This is a genomic window from Bradyrhizobium diazoefficiens, from assembly GCF_016612535.1.
Taxonomy (GTDB): domain Bacteria; phylum Pseudomonadota; class Alphaproteobacteria; order Rhizobiales; family Xanthobacteraceae; genus Bradyrhizobium; species Bradyrhizobium diazoefficiens_C.
Window position 1 is genome coordinate 1,076,537 of record NZ_JAENXS010000001.1, and the last position, 16,353, is coordinate 1,092,889.

The following is a 16,353-nucleotide window of genomic DNA, read 5'->3' on the forward strand; positions in this document are numbered from 1 at the left end:
GCCAGCTCCCGGGCTTCGTAAGGCCCGGTCATGTCGCGACGTGCGTCTGCGTCGCGACGGAGGAGCAATGAGGGGGAGTTTCCCGATGGCCAATACGGGAACGGTCAAGTTCTTCAACGGCGAGCGCGGCTATGGCTTCATCAAGCCTGACGACGGCGGTCGCGATGTCTTCGTTCACATCACCGCTGTTGAGCGGGCGGGATTGAAGGACCTTGCCGAAGGACAGCGTATCACGTTCGAAGTCGAACCGGACAAGAAGGGGAAGGGGCCGAAGGCGGTCAACTTAGTGATCGTTTCCTAGCGCACCCGACTCAAAAAACCTGGCGCAAAAAAATCCCGGCCGCGAGCGGCCGGGAGGCTATAGTCCGGTATTTTCTTATTTGGCTATCAGAAGTGATAGTTCACGCCTGCGCGAACAACGCTGGCGCTATAGCCGTTCGATACGCCTGTAATTGCAAACTGGCTCGACGACAGATCGATGTAGAGATATTCGAGTTTCGCGCTCCAGTTCGGTGCGAAGCCGACTTCTGCGCCGACGCCGGCGGTCCAGCCGGCCGTGGTGTGCGACTCCGTCCAGCCGAAGGTCTGCGCGCGCAGCTCACCGAAGGCGAGGCCGGCGGTGCCGTAGAACAGGACGTTGCTGAAGGCATAGCCGGCGCGGCCACGCAACGTGCCGAACCAGGGATTGGAGAACTTCCACGGCGCGAACGTATCGTCGGCGCCAGCGGCCTCGATGTCGCCCTCGACGCCGAACACCCATGGGCCGTTCTGGAAATTGTAGCCGGCCTGCACGCCGCCGACGAAACCAGAGGGCTTCACCGACGTGTTGCTCACCGAGCCCCATTCATAGCCGAGATTGGCGCCAAGATACGGGCCGGCCCAGCTGTAAGCATTCAACGGCTGATTGACGGTATAGGGCGCGCGCTGCCCGTAACTAAGATCGGCGGCCTCTGCCGAAGCTGTCCAGCCGGCTGCAACCAACGCGGCTGCGCCTACAACGAGCCTCTTCATCACACACTCCAACGCAACTGCCGCAACCGGGTGCGATGCCTGCGCCGCCGCACAAGGCCAGACCGCATGGTTACGGAACCACCACTTTTTCGCGTAAGATTTATCGGGAGTTTTAAGTAAAAGGGCTGTTAAGACCCGTTACCGCGCTGTTAACAGACTTAAGGAAGCGTTACCGGGAACTGCGCGCGCCATTCTGTGTGTGCGGCACGGCCGGAACTTCAAATCGGTCCCCCCAGCGCTTAAATTCGCTCCATGGTTCACGATTCCACCGACAATCCGGACGACGCGCGCGCGCACAAACCGCCGCCAGCCGCGACCGCCGACATCCCGCCCGAGGGGCTGACACCGCCGGACCTCGATCCCGCGGCCGCCGGCGGCGATGACGAGGACGATGCGCGGCTGCCGGATATCCTGGAAGAGAGCGGCGCGATCGGCGAAGGCCCGCTGGCCAGCGGCCATGAGGCGATCGAGCGCGCGGTCCGGCTCGCGCCGACGTTGCCCGGCGTCTATCGCATGCTCAGTGCGAACGCCGACGTTCTCTATGTCGGCAAGGCCAAGAACGTCAAAAAGCGCCTGTCCAACTACGCGCGCCAGAGTGCGCCGCAGCCGGCGCGCATTCTGCGCATGATCGCGGCCACGGTGACCGTAGAGATCGTCTCGACCACGACCGAGACCGAAGCGCTGCTGCTGGAAGCCAACCTCATCAAGCAGCTGCGACCGCGCTTCAACGTGCAGCTGCGCGACGACAAGTCGTTTCCCTATATCCTGATCACCGGCGACCATTGGGCGCCGCAGATCCTGAAGCATCGCGGCGCGCAGACGCGGCCCGGACGCTATTTCGGCCCGTTCGCCTCCGCCGGCGCCGTCAATCGGACCATCACGGCACTGCAGCGCGCGTTCCTGATCCGCTCCTGCACGGACTCCTTCTTCGAGAGCCGCTCGCGGCCCTGCCTGCTCTACCAGATCCGCCGCTGCGCCGGCCCCTGCACCCGCGAGATCGACTTCCCCGGCTATACGACGCTGGTGCGCGAGGCGACCGACTTCCTGTCCGGCAAGAGCCAGGCGGTGAAGCAGGAACTCGCAGGCGAGATGGAGAAGGCTTCGGGCGAGCTCGAATTCGAGAGCGCGGCGCTCTACCGCGACCGCCTCGCCGCGCTGTCGGCGATCCAGTCGCAGCAGGGCATCAACCCGCGCACGGTGGAAGAGGCCGACGTATTCGCCATCCACCAGGAGGGCGGCTTCTCCTGCGTCGAAGTGTTCTTCTTCCGCACCGGACAGAACTGGGGCAACCGCGCCTATTTCCCGCGTGCGGAGAAGACCTATACGCCTGAGGAGGTGCTGGGCTCCTTCCTCGCCCAGTTCTACGACGACAAGCCGCCGCCGAAAAACATCCTGCTCTCGCATGAGATCGATGAGAGCGAGTTGCTCGCCGATGCGCTGTCGATCAAGGCCGGGCGCAAAGTCGAGGTGAACACGCCGAAGCGCGGCGAGAAGAAAGAGCTCGTTACCCACGCGCTGACCAATGCGCGTGAGGCGCTCGGCCGCAAGCTCGCCGATACCGCGACCCAGAGCCGGCTGCTCGACGCCATGGCCACGACGCTCAGCCTGCCGCACGCACCCAAGCGCATCGAGGTCTACGACAACAGCCACATCCAGGGCACCAATGCGGTCGGCGCCATGATCGTCGCAGGCCCGGACGGTTTCGTGAAAAACCAGTACCGCAAGTTCAACATCAAGTCGGAAGGGCTCACGCCCGGCGACGACTACGGCATGATGCGCGAGGTGCTGGAGCGCCGCTTCAAGCGCCTGATCAATCCGCCCGAAGAAAGCGCTATCAAAGCGAAGGACGACGATTTCCCGCAATGGCCCGACCTCGTCATCATCGACGGTGGCCGCGGCCAGCTCAACGCCGTCAGGGAGATTTTTGCAAATCTCGGCCTGACCCAGGTGTCGCTGATGTCGGTCGCCAAGGGGCCGGACCGGGATGCCGGCCGCGAGACCTTGTTCATGCCGGAGCGCGAGGCCATCAAGCTGGAGCCGCGCGACCCCGTGCTCTATTTCATCCAGCGGCTGCGCGATGAGGCCCACCGTTTTGTCATCGGCTCGCACCGCAAGCTGCGCAAGAAGGACATCCGCGAGGCCGGTTTGCAGGAGATTCCGGGCATCGGCCCGTCACGCAAACGTGCCTTGCTGCATCATTTCGGAACCCTGAAGGAGATCGAACGGGCCTCGATCGCCGATCTCGGCAAGGTTCCTGGGGTGAGCGCCGAGAGCGCCCGCAGGATTTTCGACTATTTCCATCCCCAGCCGGGGTGAACTAAAGGGGCCCAAAAGGAAGCTAAAGTCATATGGTCGTCGCATCCCATACCCCATTAGGGAAGGGACGGTTGACCTTCAGGCTTGAGCGGTATTGGTAGGACGGATGAACATCGCCACGACACGAGGGACGACCAGCCGCGCGATGTCCCTCCCGAACATCCTGACCTATGGCCGGATCGCCGCGATCCCGGTCGTGATCGGATGCATCTATGCGCAGTCGATCATGGACTATCCCCTGTGGCTGCGCTGGGTCGCGGTCGCCATCTTCATCGGGGCCGCGGTGACGGACTATCTCGACGGCTACTACGCGCGGATCTGGAATCAGCAATCGGCGTTCGGCCGGATGCTCGACCCGATCGCCGACAAGCTGCTGGTCGCCTCCTGCCTGTTGATGCTGGCCGCCGACGGTATCATCCATGGCTGGTCGCTGTGGGCCGCCATCGTGATCCTCTGCCGTGAGATCCTGGTCTCGGGCCTGCGCGAATACCTCGCTGCGCTGCGTGTCAGCGTGCCCGTGACCAAGCTCGCCAAGTGGAAGACCACCGTCCAGCTCGTTGCCATCGGCTTTCTGCTCGCCGGTCCGGCCGGAGACGAGGTCATTCCCATGGTCTCGCTGATCGGCCTCGTCCTGCTGTGGGCCTCGGCGATCCTGACGATGTACACCGGCTACGATTATTTCCGCGCCGGCATCCATCACCTCATCAAGGAGGACGAGGGATGAAGGTGAAGTATTTCGCCTGGGTGCGCGAACGCGTCGGCAAGGCTGAAGAGACCATCGAGCCGCCCGCGACCGTGCGCACCGTCGAAGAGCTGATCGCCTGGCTGTCCGGTCAAAGCGAGGCTTATGCCTATGCCTTCGAGAAGCCGAAAGTGATCCGCACCGCGATTGATCACGCCCACGTCAAGGCCGACGCCGCGATCGCGGGCGCCCGCGAGATCGCGTTTTTCCCGCCGATGACCGGCGGCTAGGCCATGACCTCCCCTGTGACCACTTCCCCAGTCATTTCCTGCCCCGTCACCGTCCGCATCCAGGAGGACGATTTCGACATTGCGCGCGAGATCGCACTGCTGACCAAGCGCCGCACCGACATCGGCGCCGTCGTCAGCTTCTCCGGCATCTGCCGCGCCGACGAGGATAGTTCGAAGATCGCCGCGCTCACGCTCGAGCACTATCCAGGCATGGCGGAGGAAGAGATCACACGCCATGCCGACGAAGCTACATCGCGCTGGCCGCTGAACGGCGTCACGGTCATCCATCGCGTCGGACGGTTCATGCCCGGCCAGAACATCGTGCTGGTGCTCACCGCCTCGCAACACCGCCGGGCGGCGTTCGAGGCGGCCGAGTTCCTGATGGACTATCTCAAGACCAGCGCCCCGTTCTGGAAGAAAGAAGAGAGCGCCACCGGCACCAGCTGGGTCGAGGCCCACGCCCGTGACGACCAGGCCGCCGCGCGCTGGACCCGATCCTGATGGCGAGAGCTGTGAGAAAGACCACGCGCGGCCGCGCCGCGCCAAAACTCGCGAAGGTCGGCCGCGGCGAGCTGCTTACACTGATCGATTTCGTCCGCTATGCGGTCAGCCGCTTCGTCGAGGCGAAACTCGCCTTCGCCCACGGCACGACCGATCCGGTCGCCGAAGCCGTCTTCCTGGTCTGCGAGGCCCTGCACCTGCATCCCGACCAGTTCGAGGTTTTTGGGCATGCCCGCGTCACCGCCGCAGAAGGCAAGACCCTGCTCGACCTCGTCCATAAACGCGTGACGATGCGCAAACCGACGGCCTATCTCGTCAACAAGATCTACATGCGCGGCCTGCCCTTCTATGTCGACGAGCGCGTCATCGTTCCGCGCTCCTTCATCGGCGAGCTCCTGGAGTCGCATTTCGGCGGCGACGGCGAAGTCGGGTCTCTGATCGACGATCCCACCGCCGTGGCGCGCGTGCTCGATCTCTGCACCGGATCAGGATGCCTTGCCATTCTCGCGGCATATCATTTCCCGAATGCCGTGGTCGATGCGGTCGACGTCTCCAAGGGCGCGCTCGAAGTCGCCGCGCGCAATGTCGGGGAGCATCGGCTGGATGAGCGAATCACGCTCCATCGGGGCGATTTGTTCACTCCGCTCGGCGACAACAAATACGATCTGATCATCACCAACCCGCCCTACGTCGATGCCGAAGGCATGGCGGCATTGCCGCCGGAATGCCGGGCCGAGCCCAGGCTCGCTTTCGCCGGCGGCGCCGACGGTCTCGATCTGGTCCGTCGCATCCTGCGCGATGCGCCCGACCATCTTACGCCGGACGGCGGCCTCCTCTGCGAGATCGGCCGCGGCCGCGAGCTCGTCGACGAGTCCTTTCCGGAACTGCCCCTGCTCTGGCTGGACACGGAAGACTCCGAGGGCGAGGTGTTCTGGATCGCGGCCGCCGATCTCGGCTGATCGAGCCCGCGCAGCGGAACAAGTCAAATTCCGCCACGTTCATTCCCCGACGAATGTCTCGCTCTCGGAGGATGTCCGCATGCTCGCGCCATCGGGCGAATTGCTGCGCGCCGGCATGGCGCTGAAACTCAACCATCTCAAGCGTGCCGCCCAGTCTTATCTGCGTGACCGCACCAACCAGGCCACCGGACGCGCGACATCCTATGCGGTCGCGGCGGGACTGTTCGCAGTGGCCGGGCTGTTCCTGATTGCGGCCTTCTTTGTCGGCCTGATCGCCCTGTATCGCTGGGTTGCCATCGCCTACGGGCAATTCTGGGGTTTTGGCACGGTCGCGGCCGTGCTGCTCGTGCTCGCCGCAGCTTGCGCCGGCGTGGCCATGGCGCAAATGAACCGTCGGACCAAGCCGATTGTGCCGCTCGCGAGCCGCATGCGCGTCGCGATCGGCACGCCGCGGATTCCGCGTGGGACGGTCAAGCAGGCGGTCAAGGAGGTCGCGACGACAATTCCCCTGGTGCCGCTCGCGCCAGGCGAACGCGGTCATGGCAGCAAATTTCCGCCGATCCGGGCCAACCGCCCCGTACAGCTTGGCCTGATCCTCGCCGCAATTGGATTGCTGGGCTTCACGGCCGCGCGCCGGCGACGCCGCGGTCCAGGACTAGGCGCCTGACATGCGTGCGCGGCACAGCGAACAACTCGACTCCTGGCTGCTGGTCGCCGCCACGGCGGTTTTCGTCCTCAGCGCGGAACGCTACTTCCAGCAGTCGGGGCTGATCTGGCCGAGACCTCCCCAAGACCATCGCAATCATGAAGCGCATTCACCGGAAACGAATCCGGCAAGCGCGGGCGCGCAGCCCGGCCATGGCCGCCGCTCGAAGAGCCCGTTCAAAATCCCCTGGGCGGGCTGGAAGGATATCTTCTGGCGCACCTATCAACGCATTGGCGACGACCGCCTGCTCGCGACCGCGGGCGGCGTCGTCTTCTTCGGGCTACTTGCGATTTTTCCGGCCGTGACCGCGCTCGTCTCGTCTTACGGACTGTTCGCCGATCCCTCCACCATCAGCGCCAACCTGCAGACGCTGGCGACGATGCTGCCCGAGGGCTCGTTCCAGATTGTCCAGGACCAGGTCGCGCGCGTGGTATCGAAGGGCAATACCGCGCTCGGGGCCACCTTCCTGTTCGGCCTCGTGCTTGCGGTCTGGAGCGCCAACGCTGGGGTCAAAGCGATCTTCGACGCCCTCAACGTCGCCTATGAAGAGCGCGAGAAGCGCAGTTTCATCAAGCTGAACCTGATTTCCCTGAGCTTCACGGTTGGTGGCATCGCGGCGCTGCTGTTGATGGTGGGAGCCGTGGTCGCGTTCCCGCTCGCGCTCGATCATCTCGGCCTTGCGCCCGAGAGCAAGCTGATCGTTGCGCTCGCGCGCTGGCCGCTGCTATTCGTCATCCTGCTGGCGGCGCTCGCCATTCTCTACCGCTTCGCACCTAGTCGCGACGCGCCGCGCTGGCAATGGCTAAGCATCGGCGCCGTGACCGCCGCCCTGCTATGGATCGCCGGGTCCGCGCTGCTGTCCTGGTATCTGTCCGCATTCGCCAACTACAGCGCGACCTACGGCTCGCTCGGCGCGGCGATCGGCCTGATGATGTGGATGTGGATGTCCGCTATCGTAGTCATGTTCGGGGCTGAGCTGAACTCGGAAATCGAACGGCAAACCCTGCGCGACACGACGACCGGCCGGCCGAAGCCGCTCGGCAGCCGTGAAGCGGTCTCGGCCGACACGATCGGCGCTGCAGCGCCGATCTGATCCGTAACTATCCCCTCGAATCACCAATGATGCTAGGCTCTTGCCGACTGGGAAGAGCGTGCCCGTTCGGGCCCGTGTTTTTTCCGGGTGGGGAAGTCACCTGAGGGCGCAGCACGCGGCATGATTCGCATTTCGACGATCTTTATCGCCATCTGCATGGTTCTGGTCGCGGCCTCGCTCGGGCTCGTGCTCTACGCGGTCGCCGGCATCAGCGGAACCGAATCCGCGATCGTGGCGCTGACCGCGCTGACCTTCCTGATCCTCTACAATGCAGTGTCGATGCGGCTACGCGACCGCAGCGACGTCGGCGGCCAGATCGCCGACCTGTCGCGCGGCACCGCCGACCTCGCCCGCCAGGTGGCCGAGTTCGGCCGCCGGCTCGCCGCGATCGAGGGCCGCATCGCCTCGTCCAATTCGACCAATTCCGACCGTGTCCAGTCAGTGGTCGGCGAGATCAACGAGCTCGGCGGGCTGGTCAGGCAGCTCGCCGCCACGGTGTCGACGCATGAGGACCTGTTGGCCGGCGGCGTGCCGGCGCCGGCCTCCGCTCCGGGCGCCGGGCTGGAGCCGGAAGCGCCGGTCGACCTGATGGCGCCCTTCGAGGAGCAGCCGGCCGCGCCTCCCCCACTTCCCTCGCCAGCGCCGCCGCGGCCGACGCCTCCGGCAGTCCGGACCCATGCCGCCAACGCCGTTCAGGCCGTCGTCAGCCGCAATCAGACCCAAATGCTGGCGACGCTGCGCAACGCGATCGACGAGAACCGAATCGACATTTTCCTCCAGCCGATGGTGACGCTGCCGCAGCGCAAGGTCCGGTTCTACGAGGCGGTGACGCGCCTGCGCGACGAACGCGACCAGCTGATCGCGGCCGAGGAGTTCATCAGCATCGCCGAGGCTTCCGGGTTGATCGGACGCATCGACAACATGGTGATGCTGCGCTGTGTGCAGGTGCTGCGCCGGCTGATGGTGCGCAACAAGGATGTCGGCGTGTTCTGCAATGTCGCAGCCTCAACGCTCGGCAATTCCACCACATTCGCGCAATGTCTCGACTTCCTCGAGGCCAACCGGGCGCTGGCGCCGTCGCTGGTGCTGGAGTTCAAGCAGTCGACCTTCCGTGGCCTCGGCCCCGCCGAGACCGAAAATCTCGCAGCGCTCGCGCAGCGTGGCTTCCGTTTCTCGATCGACCACGTCACGGACCTCAGGATCGAGCCGCGCGAACTCGCCGACCGCGGCGTGCGCTTCATCAAGGTCCCTGCATCCCTCTTGCTCGACCCCAAGCAGGCGTCGACCTCGGACATCCACCCCTCCGACCTGTCCGACCTTCTCGGCCGCTTCGGCATCGATTTGATCGCGGAGCGGATCGAGGGCGAGCGCGCGGTGGTCGACCTGCTCGACTATGACGTGCGGTTCGGCCAGGGCTTTCTGTTCGCGCCGCCCCGGCCATTGCGGCCCGAAGGGGCATCTGCTACCGGCGGGGCCGCGCCGAACCAGGCGCAGGACATTCAGGGATCCAATGGCTCCGCACCATCCAGCCCAGGCGCGACCACTACTGCTGCGTCACCGCGGGTCACCGGCAACGCGGCGCTCGCGCGACGCATCTGATCGGCCGCGCGCATCATGACCACGCTGCATTTCGCCGAAAGCCTGCGCGAGCTCGTGGGCGGGGTCGACGTCGTGCTCAGCGACATCTGGGGCGTGGTCCACAACGGCCTGGAATCCTTCCCCGAGGCCTGCGAGGCGCTGCACACCTATCGCAGCCGCGGCGGTACGGTGATCCTGATCACCAACGCGCCGCGCCCGGCCGACTCCGTGCAGCGGCAATTGCGCAAGCTCGGCGTCGCCGACGAGACCTATGATGCAATCGTCTCCTCCGGCGATCTGACGCGACTCTACGTCGCCGAGCATCCCGGACGAAAAATGTTCTGGCTCGGCCCCGAGCGCGACAACTCGATCTATCGCGGCCTCGATGCGAAGACCGCGCCGCTGGAACAGGCCGACTACATCGTCTGCACCGGGCTCTATGACGACGAGACCGAGACTGCGGAAGACTATCGCGGCATGATGCTGAAGGCGCGCGAGCGCAAGCTGACGCTGGTCTGCGCCAACCCCGATATCGTGGTCGAGCGCGGCGACCGGCTGATCTATTGCGCCGGCGCGATTGCCGAGCTGTATCGCGAACTCGGCGGCGAGGTGATCTTCTACGGCAAGCCGCACCGGCCGATCTACGAGCGTGCGATGCGGCTCGCCGGCGAACGCCAGGGCCACCCAATCGACCGGAAAAAGGTGCTGGCGATCGGCGATTCCGTCCGCACCGACCTGACCGGCGCGCGCGAATTCGGCATCGACTGCCTGTTCGTCACCCGCGGCATTCATGCCGAGGAGTTCGAGGGCCTCGACCAGCTCGATCCCAAATCCGTGCTGGAATTGTTCGGCCATCCGCCGAAGGCGCTGATGCGCGAATTGAAGTGGTAAGCTCCGGTGTTCCGAGGCAACGACGCACCAACGCAGAAAGCCCGGGACAGGCCCGGGCTTTCCAAATTGAGCTGATGGCTTCGAAGCGCGCTTACGCGCTCGCCATGTCCGGGAAGACCGCCTCGATCTTGGTCTTCAGCGTCGCCGCGTTGAACGGCTTGACGATGTAGTTGTTCACGCCGGCCTTCTTGGCCGCGATCACGTTCTCGGTCTTGGATTCCGCCGTGATCATGATGAAGGGCGTGGTGGCAAGGTTGGGATCGGCGCGCACTTCGCGCAGCAGATCGTAGCCCGTCATCGGCTCCATGTTCCAATCGGAGATCACGAGCCCGTACTTCTTGCCGCGCATCTTGTTCAGCGCTGCCGAACCGTCGCTGGCGTCGTCGATATTATCGAAGCCAAGCTGCTTCAGCAGATTCCGGATGATACGGATCATGGTGCTGTAATCATCCACCACTAGAACCGGCATCGACAAATCAACCGCCATCTCGACTCCCCCAACGCAACCCTAGGAAATATTACGATCGGACCTGCTGAGCCGGAGCCCGCGGTTCCACGTTTCAAGGACTAGCATCAAGGCGTTAAACAGCGCGTTAACTGGGGCGGCCTTCAAAAGGATTGAATCACGTTCAATGTGGCAGACCCCTCCCGCTTGACTTCATCGGGCGGGTCAAGCCACGGTCCCGACCGGTCCCGCCGGCTCGAGAATTCCCCTGATGGCTCCGCAATTTACCGTTATCCGCGATACCACGCCGGATTCTGCGATCCTGAAGGGGGCAGTGGTCGCTATGGGCAGTTTCGACGGGGTTCATCTCGGCCACCGGGCGGTGATTGCCGCAGCCCTGGAAATGGGCCGGGCGCATGGCCGCCCTGCGCTGGCGCTGACCTTCGAGCCGCATCCGCGCCGGTTTTTCAGCCCCAACACCCCGCAATTCCGCCTGACGGACGAACGGGCCAAGCTGCGGCTTCTGGCCGGGACCGGCCTCGCCGGCGCCGTCGTCATGACCTTCGACAAGGCTAGAGCCGGCACCAGCGCGCAGGATTTCATTCACCATGACCTGATCGAGCGCCTCGGGGTCAGCGGGATCGCGGTCGGCTACGACTTCCATTTCGGCAAGGGCCGGGTCGGCTCACCGAGCCTGCTGGCGAATGAAGCACCTCGGCTCGGCATCGAGATCGACGTGCAGCCGCATGTTGATATCGACGAGCGCCCGGTTTCCTCCAGCGCCATCCGGATCGCACTCGCAGAGGGGCAGCTCGACCAGGCCACCACCATGTTGGGCGCGCCCTGGTTCATCACCGGCGAGGTCATCCATGGCGAGAAGCGCGGCCGCGACCTCGGCTATCCCACAGCCAATATCCGGCTCGATGCCAATTGCGGGCTGAAGCACGGCATCTATGCGGTGCGGATCGGCCGCGGCGCCGAACGCCTGGACGGGGTGGCAAGCTTCGGCCGCCGCCCGACATTCGACAATGGCGCGCCCCTGCTGGAAATCTTCCTGTTCGACTTCAAGGGCGACCTCTACGGGGAAGCGCTGGACTGCGCCTTCGTCGGCTTCATCCGCGAGGAGCTGAAATTCGACAGTCTGGAAGCCCTGATCCGCCAGATGGACGACGATTCCACCCGCGCCCGCGCCATACTGACCGCCGCCCCGGACGCGTATCCGCGGCTTGGTGAGGTCGATTAAGGGCCCAACCCGGTCTGTCGGACCTTTGCGCTTCCCCTGCCCCCCTGCTATGGAGAGCCCATGTTTGCGCGGCGCATCATAGGGATTAGCGGCCCGGCTTCCGCCTGAGCCATTTGGCTCGGCGCAAGACCGGGATTTTGTCGTTTCACCCGCGATTCCAGTCGCTATCCGTTCCCGCGCCCTTCCGAGCCAGTCAGCCTCATGTCCGATAAGCCACAAAAGCCCCAAAAGTCTGAAGCCAAAGACTATTCGAAGACCCTGTTCCTGCCACAGACCGAATTCCCGATGCGCGCCGGCCTGCCGCAACGCGAGCCGGAGATCCTCAAGCGCTGGTACGAGATCGGCCTCTACGAGAAGCTGCGCGAGAATGCGAGGGGGCGCCCCAAGTTCGTGCTGCATGACGGCCCCCCCTATGCCAACGGCAACATCCACATCGGCACCTCGCTGAACAAGATCCTCAAGGATCTCGTCACCAAGAGCCAGCAGATGCTCGGCTTCGATTCCAACTACGTGCCGGGCTGGGACTGCCACGGCCTGCCGATCGAGTGGAAGGTCGAGGAGGAGCACTATCGCAAGAAAGGCAAGCAGAAGCCCGACTTTCGCGACAGCACCGCGATGATCGATTTCCGGAAAGAGTGCCGTGCCTACGCCACGCACTGGCTCAACGTGCAGCGCGAGGAGTTCAAGCGTCTCGGCGTGATCGGCGACTGGGCTCATCCCTACGCCACCATGAACTATCCGGCCGAAGCCCAGATCGCCCGCGAGCTGATGAAGTTCGCCGCCAACGGCACGCTCTATCGCGGCTCCAAGCCGGTGATGTGGAGCGTGGTCGAGAAAACCGCGCTGGCAGAGGCCGAGGTCGAATACGAGGACTACACGTCCGACATGGTCTGGGTGAAATTCCCGGTCACCTCGCCGGCGCATGGCGCGTTGGCCTCGGCAAGCGTCGTGATCTGGACCACCACGCCCTGGACTCTACCGGGCAACCGCGCCATCTCGTTCTCGCCCAGGATCGCCTATGGCCTCTATGAGATCACGGATGCGCCGGCCGACAATTGGGCCAAGACCGGCGAGCTCCTGATCCTTGCGGACGCGCTCGCCGCGGAAGTTTTCAAGCAGGCACGCGTCACCGCTTATGAGAAGATCCGCGACATCCCTGGCGACACCATGGACGCGATCGAATGCGCCCATCCGCTGAAGGGGCTTGCCGGCGGCTACGACTTCATCGTGCCGCTCTTGCCCGGCGACCATGTCACCGACGACACAGGCACCGGCTTCGTGCACACCGCGCCGAGCCACGGTCGCGAAGACTTCGACGTCTGGATAGCGAATACCCGCGAACTCGATGCCCGCGGCATCAACAGCGCCATCCCCTACACCGTCGACGAGAACGGCGCCTATACCGGCCATGCGCCGGGCTTTGCTGGCAAGCGTGTCATCAACGACAAGGGAGAAAAGGGCGACGCCAACGAGGCCGTGATCAAGGCGCTCGTCGACAAGGGCATGCTGCTCGCACGCGGCCGGTTGAAGCATCAATATCCGCATTCCTGGCGCTCCAAGAAGCCGGTGATCTTCCGCAACACGCCGCAATGGTTCATCGCGATGGACAAACCTATTGTGGACGCCCCGGGCAGGCCCGGCGCTATGGACATCGCGACCGACGACAAGACCAAGTCCGGCGACACGCTGCGCGCCCGCGCGCTGCACGCGATCTCCGTGACGCAATGGGTGCCGCCCTCGGGCGAGAACCGCATCAACGGCATGATCGAGGCGCGCCCCGACTGGGTGATCTCGCGCCAGCGCGCCTGGGGCGTGCCGATCGCCGTGTTCGTGCGCGAGAAGGGCGACGGCTCCGCCGAGATCCTCCAGGACGAGGCCGTCAACACCCGCATCGGCGACGCCTTCGAAAAGGAAGGCGCGGACGCCTGGTACGCTATGGGCGCGCGCGAGCGCTTCCTGGGACCGCGTGCCAGCGAGGACTGGCAGAAGGTCGACGACATTCTCGACGTCTGGTTCGATTCCGGCTCGACCCACGCTTTCGTGCTGGAAGACCCCGTGCATTTCCCCGGCCTTGCCGGCATCAAGCGCAAGGTCGACGGCGGCACCGACACCGTGATGTATCTCGAAGGCTCGGACCAGCATCGCGGCTGGTTCCACTCTTCACTGCTGGAAAGCTGCGGCACGCGCGGTCGCGCGCCCTACGACATCGTGCTGACCCACGGCTTCACCCAGGCCGAGGACGGCCGCAAGATGTCGAAATCTCTCGGCAACACCATCGAGCCGCAGGCCGTCATCAAGGAATCCGGCGCCGACATCCTGAGACTCTGGGTCGCGTCCTGCGACTACACCGACGACCAGCGCATCGGCCCCGAGATCCTGAAGAACACGGTCGAGACCTACCGCAAGCTGCGCAACACCGTTCGCTGGATGCTCGGCACGCTGCATCACTACAAGCCGGCCGACGCGATCGCACCTGCCGAGATGCCGGAGCTCGAGCGGCTGATGCTGCATGAGCTCGCGCTCCGCGCCGAGCTGGTTCGCAAGTCCTATGAGACGTTCGACTTCAAGAGCGTAGTCGCAACGCTGTCCGCCTTCCTGAACAGCGAGCTCTCGGCGTTCTATTTCGATATCCGCAAGGACACGCTCTATTGCGATCCGCCGTCTTCGCCGGCGCGCAAGGCGGCGCTGACCACGATCGACTTGCTGTGCAACGCGATCCTGAAATGGCTGGCGCCGGTCCTGAGCTTCACCGCCGAAGAAGGCTGGGGGATGTACAGGCCGGATGCCGAACCGTCGGTGCATTTGACGCTGTTCCCGGAAGATTTGGAAAAGCTTCGTGACGACAAGCTCGCCGCGAAATGGGAGACCATCCGCAACGTCCGCCGCGTCGTCACCGGCGCGCTGGAGCTCGAGCGCGCGGCCAAGAACATCGGCTCGTCGCTGGAGGCCTCGCCGGTGATCTATGTCGCCGACCGCGAGATGCTCGCGACATTGTTCGACGTCGATCTCGCCGAGATCTGCATCACCTCGAACTACGAGGTGCGCGAGGGCGAGGCGCCGGCTTCCGCATTCCGTCTCGATGCCGTGCCCGGCGTCGCGGTCGTGGTGGAGAAGGCCGTCGGCACCAAATGCGCCCGCTCCTGGAAGATCCTGCCCACGGTCGGCGAAGACGCCGAATACCCTGACGTCACCCCGCGCGACGCCAAGGCGCTGCGCGAATGGAAGGCGTTGGGCGTGAGCGTTTAATCCCCGCCATGACGCCGCTCCGCGCCGGCATCCTCGCGGCCGTGGTCACACTGGTGGCCGACCAGGCCTCAAAGCTCTGGCTGCTGAACGGGTTCGACCTCGCCCGTCGAGGCGTGGTGAGAGTGGCGCCATTCTTCGACCTGGTGCTGGCCTGGAACATCGGGATCAGCTTCGGCTGGCTCCAGAACGACGGTCAGGCCGCGCAGCTCGCACTGATGGCGGTGAAAGTCGTCGCGGTAATTGCGCTGGCGATCTGGATGGCGCGGTCGCAGACCCGGCTCGCCACCGTGGCCCTGGGGTTGATCATCGGCGGCGCCATCGGCAATGGCATCGACCGCTTCGCCTATGGCGCGGTGGTCGATTTCGCCCTGTTCCACATCGAAATCGGCGGAAATACCTATAATTGGTACGTGTTCAACCTGGCGGACGTGGCCATCGTTGCCGGGGTGGCGGCCCTATTGTATGATTCCTTCCTCGGGGTGCCCGCCGCAAAAGCGCCCTGATCCCGGCCGATACGGACCGGAGGCGGAACCTTGCTTGGCGGGGAGTGGTCGCGCGAGACGCGGCAAGACTGGCACAATCAAGACTGCCACAATATGGAACGGGTACGGGTATGCGCAGCTCCGAAACCAGCGGTTCGATGGATCGAGACCCCCGGCGGGGAATTTGGCTGGCGCTGAAATTGTCGGCCGTCGCTCTCGGCATCGGTCTCGTTATGTCGGCAGGCCCGGTCCGCGCCGGTGATGACGACGACGATGACGGCATGACCTTCGAAGAGAAGATCATCGACAATCTGATGTCCGGCATCGGCGCCAAGAGCATGGAGAAGAAGGGCATCGAGTACCGCGAGCGGTCGCCGCTGGTGGTGCCGCCCAGTCTCGACCTGCCGCCGCCCGCCAGCGCTAACGCCAAGAACGCGCCGAACTGGCCGAAGGACCCCGACGAGAGGCGCCGCAAGGAGGCCATCGCTCAGCGCAAGAAGGCGGTCAAGGCAACGGAGAGCTGGCAGGCGGCCCGGCCGCTGACACCTGCCGAGATGAACGTCGGCAGGACGGCCGCCCCCGAGCGGACGAGCAATGATCCGATCCAGCCGGGAACCAACGGCGACCCGTCACTGAGCCCGGCCCAACTCGGTTTCACCGGCGGTCTGTGGAACATGATGACGAACAACAAAGGCGAGAACACGCAATTCACCAGCGAGCCGCCGCGCCAGTCGCTGGTCGAGCCGCCGCCGGGATATCAGACGCCTTCGCCGAGCTATGCCTATGGCGCCGGCGAGGACAAGACGCGTCATACCTATTTCGACATCATGTCCGGCAAGGACAAGCAACAATAGCTCACATTGCTCATCGCGATGTCTCGGAAGGTGTCGGCTCGACAGACGCCGACCTA

Annotated in this window: 16 protein-coding genes; 14 read left to right on the plus strand and 2 right to left on the minus strand. The window is 64.6% G+C overall.

All coding sequences use genetic code 11. From position 1 onward, the window contains the following. Window positions 1–85 precede the first annotated feature (85 nt). Entirely contained in the window at window positions 86–301 is a 216-nt protein-coding gene (locus JJE66_RS05135; RefSeq protein WP_200513008.1) for a cold-shock protein, read from the plus strand. Between the two features lie 86 nt (window positions 302–387). Here the strand turns inward: JJE66_RS05135 and JJE66_RS05140 are convergent, their stop codons facing one another. Beyond that, complete coding sequence (locus JJE66_RS05140) at window positions 388–1,011, minus strand: outer membrane protein (RefSeq protein ID WP_200513009.1); 624 nt, start codon at window positions 1,009–1,011, stop codon at window positions 388–390. 252 nt (window positions 1,012–1,263) lie between these two features. On the opposite strand from JJE66_RS05140, the gene uvrC reads away from it, so the two are divergent. The 9 genes from uvrC to JJE66_RS05185 all read left to right on the plus strand — a co-directional run bounded on the left by uvrC (window position 1,264) and on the right by JJE66_RS05185 (window position 10,027). Then, entirely contained in the window at window positions 1,264–3,327 is a 2,064-nt protein-coding gene (gene uvrC, locus JJE66_RS05145) for an excinuclease ABC subunit UvrC (RefSeq protein WP_200513010.1), read from the plus strand. A 106-nt stretch (window positions 3,328–3,433) separates the two neighbouring features. Further along, a complete protein-coding gene (gene pgsA / locus JJE66_RS05150; protein ID WP_200513011.1) occupies window positions 3,434–4,051 on the plus strand; it encodes a CDP-diacylglycerol--glycerol-3-phosphate 3-phosphatidyltransferase in 618 nt (205 codons plus the stop codon). Then, window positions 4,048–4,299: a molybdopterin converting factor subunit 1 gene (moaD, locus tag JJE66_RS05155; protein WP_200470115.1), complete on the plus strand. Its 252-nt coding sequence runs from the start codon at window positions 4,048–4,050 to the stop codon at window positions 4,297–4,299. Before pgsA ends, moaD begins: the two co-directional genes overlap by 4 nt. A gap of 3 nt (window positions 4,300–4,302) precedes the next feature. Next, window positions 4,303–4,800: a molybdenum cofactor biosynthesis protein MoaE gene (locus JJE66_RS05160; RefSeq protein WP_200513012.1), complete on the plus strand. Its 498-nt coding sequence runs from the start codon at window positions 4,303–4,305 to the stop codon at window positions 4,798–4,800. Next, entirely contained in the window at window positions 4,800–5,759 is a 960-nt protein-coding gene (gene prmB / locus JJE66_RS05165; RefSeq protein ID WP_200513013.1) for a 50S ribosomal protein L3 N(5)-glutamine methyltransferase, read from the plus strand. Before JJE66_RS05160 ends, prmB begins: the two co-directional genes overlap by 1 nt. A gap of 79 nt (window positions 5,760–5,838) precedes the next feature. After that, window positions 5,839–6,426: a phage holin family protein gene (locus JJE66_RS05170; RefSeq protein ID WP_200513014.1), complete on the plus strand. Its 588-nt coding sequence runs from the start codon at window positions 5,839–5,841 to the stop codon at window positions 6,424–6,426. A 1-nt stretch (window position 6,427) separates the two neighbouring features. Next, a complete protein-coding gene (locus JJE66_RS05175) occupies window positions 6,428–7,558 on the plus strand; it encodes a YihY/virulence factor BrkB family protein (protein ID WP_200513015.1) in 1,131 nt (376 codons plus the stop codon). 120 nt (window positions 7,559–7,678) lie between these two features. Next, on the plus strand, window positions 7,679–9,157 hold the full coding sequence (locus JJE66_RS05180) for an EAL domain-containing protein (protein WP_200513016.1): 1,479 nt from the start codon (window positions 7,679–7,681) through the stop codon (window positions 9,155–9,157). Window positions 9,158–9,172: 15 nt separating this feature from the next. Then, complete coding sequence (locus tag JJE66_RS05185) at window positions 9,173–10,027, plus strand: TIGR01459 family HAD-type hydrolase (RefSeq protein ID WP_200513017.1); 855 nt, start codon at window positions 9,173–9,175, stop codon at window positions 10,025–10,027. 91 nt (window positions 10,028–10,118) lie between these two features. On the opposite strand, the gene JJE66_RS05190 is transcribed toward JJE66_RS05185, so the two are convergent. After that, entirely contained in the window at window positions 10,119–10,514 is a 396-nt protein-coding gene (locus JJE66_RS05190) for a response regulator (RefSeq protein WP_027551917.1), read from the minus strand. A gap of 229 nt (window positions 10,515–10,743) precedes the next feature. Here JJE66_RS05190 and JJE66_RS05195 point away from each other — a divergent pair, with 229 nt between their 5' ends. From JJE66_RS05195 to JJE66_RS05210, 4 genes are all read left to right on the plus strand, one after another. Continuing rightward, window positions 10,744–11,715, plus strand: coding sequence for a bifunctional riboflavin kinase/FAD synthetase (locus JJE66_RS05195; RefSeq protein WP_200513018.1), 972 nt, complete (start codon window positions 10,744–10,746; stop codon window positions 11,713–11,715). A 201-nt stretch (window positions 11,716–11,916) separates the two neighbouring features. Continuing rightward, on the plus strand, window positions 11,917–14,961 hold the full coding sequence (ileS, locus tag JJE66_RS05200) for an isoleucine--tRNA ligase (protein WP_200513019.1): 3,045 nt from the start codon (window positions 11,917–11,919) through the stop codon (window positions 14,959–14,961). 8 nt (window positions 14,962–14,969) lie between these two features. Then, window positions 14,970–15,464, plus strand: coding sequence for a signal peptidase II (lspA, locus tag JJE66_RS05205; RefSeq protein ID WP_200513020.1), 495 nt, complete (start codon window positions 14,970–14,972; stop codon window positions 15,462–15,464). 110 nt (window positions 15,465–15,574) lie between these two features. Beyond that, window positions 15,575–16,297: a hypothetical protein gene (locus tag JJE66_RS05210; RefSeq protein ID WP_200513021.1), complete on the plus strand. Its 723-nt coding sequence runs from the start codon at window positions 15,575–15,577 to the stop codon at window positions 16,295–16,297. The last annotated feature ends 56 nt before the right edge of the window (window positions 16,298–16,353 follow it).

Coding starts and splice junctions, on each gene's coding strand:
- prmB (WP_200513013.1), top strand. CDS start 4,800: ATGGCGAGAGCTGTGAGAAAGACCACGCGCGGCCGCGCCGCGCCAAAA.
- uvrC (WP_200513010.1), top strand. CDS start 1,264: ATGGTTCACGATTCCACCGACAATCCGGACGACGCGCGCGCGCACAAA.
- JJE66_RS05140 (WP_200513009.1), bottom strand. CDS start 1,011: ATGAAGAGGCTCGTTGTAGGCGCAGCCGCGTTGGTTGCAGCCGGCTGG.
- ileS (WP_200513019.1), top strand. CDS start 11,917: ATGTCCGATAAGCCACAAAAGCCCCAAAAGTCTGAAGCCAAAGACTAT.
- JJE66_RS05210 (WP_200513021.1), top strand. CDS start 15,575: ATGCGCAGCTCCGAAACCAGCGGTTCGATGGATCGAGACCCCCGGCGG.
- JJE66_RS05135 (WP_200513008.1), top strand. CDS start 86: ATGGCCAATACGGGAACGGTCAAGTTCTTCAACGGCGAGCGCGGCTAT.
- JJE66_RS05160 (WP_200513012.1), top strand. CDS start 4,303: ATGACCTCCCCTGTGACCACTTCCCCAGTCATTTCCTGCCCCGTCACC.
- JJE66_RS05170 (WP_200513014.1), top strand. CDS start 5,839: ATGCTCGCGCCATCGGGCGAATTGCTGCGCGCCGGCATGGCGCTGAAA.
- pgsA (WP_200513011.1), top strand. CDS start 3,434: ATGAACATCGCCACGACACGAGGGACGACCAGCCGCGCGATGTCCCTC.
- moaD (WP_200470115.1), top strand. CDS start 4,048: ATGAAGGTGAAGTATTTCGCCTGGGTGCGCGAACGCGTCGGCAAGGCT.
- JJE66_RS05180 (WP_200513016.1), top strand. CDS start 7,679: ATGATTCGCATTTCGACGATCTTTATCGCCATCTGCATGGTTCTGGTC.
- JJE66_RS05175 (WP_200513015.1), top strand. CDS start 6,428: ATGCGTGCGCGGCACAGCGAACAACTCGACTCCTGGCTGCTGGTCGCC.
- lspA (WP_200513020.1), top strand. CDS start 14,970: ATGACGCCGCTCCGCGCCGGCATCCTCGCGGCCGTGGTCACACTGGTG.
- JJE66_RS05190 (WP_027551917.1), bottom strand. CDS start 10,514: ATGGCGGTTGATTTGTCGATGCCGGTTCTAGTGGTGGATGATTACAGC.
- JJE66_RS05185 (WP_200513017.1), top strand. CDS start 9,173: ATGACCACGCTGCATTTCGCCGAAAGCCTGCGCGAGCTCGTGGGCGGG.
- JJE66_RS05195 (WP_200513018.1), top strand. CDS start 10,744: ATGGCTCCGCAATTTACCGTTATCCGCGATACCACGCCGGATTCTGCG.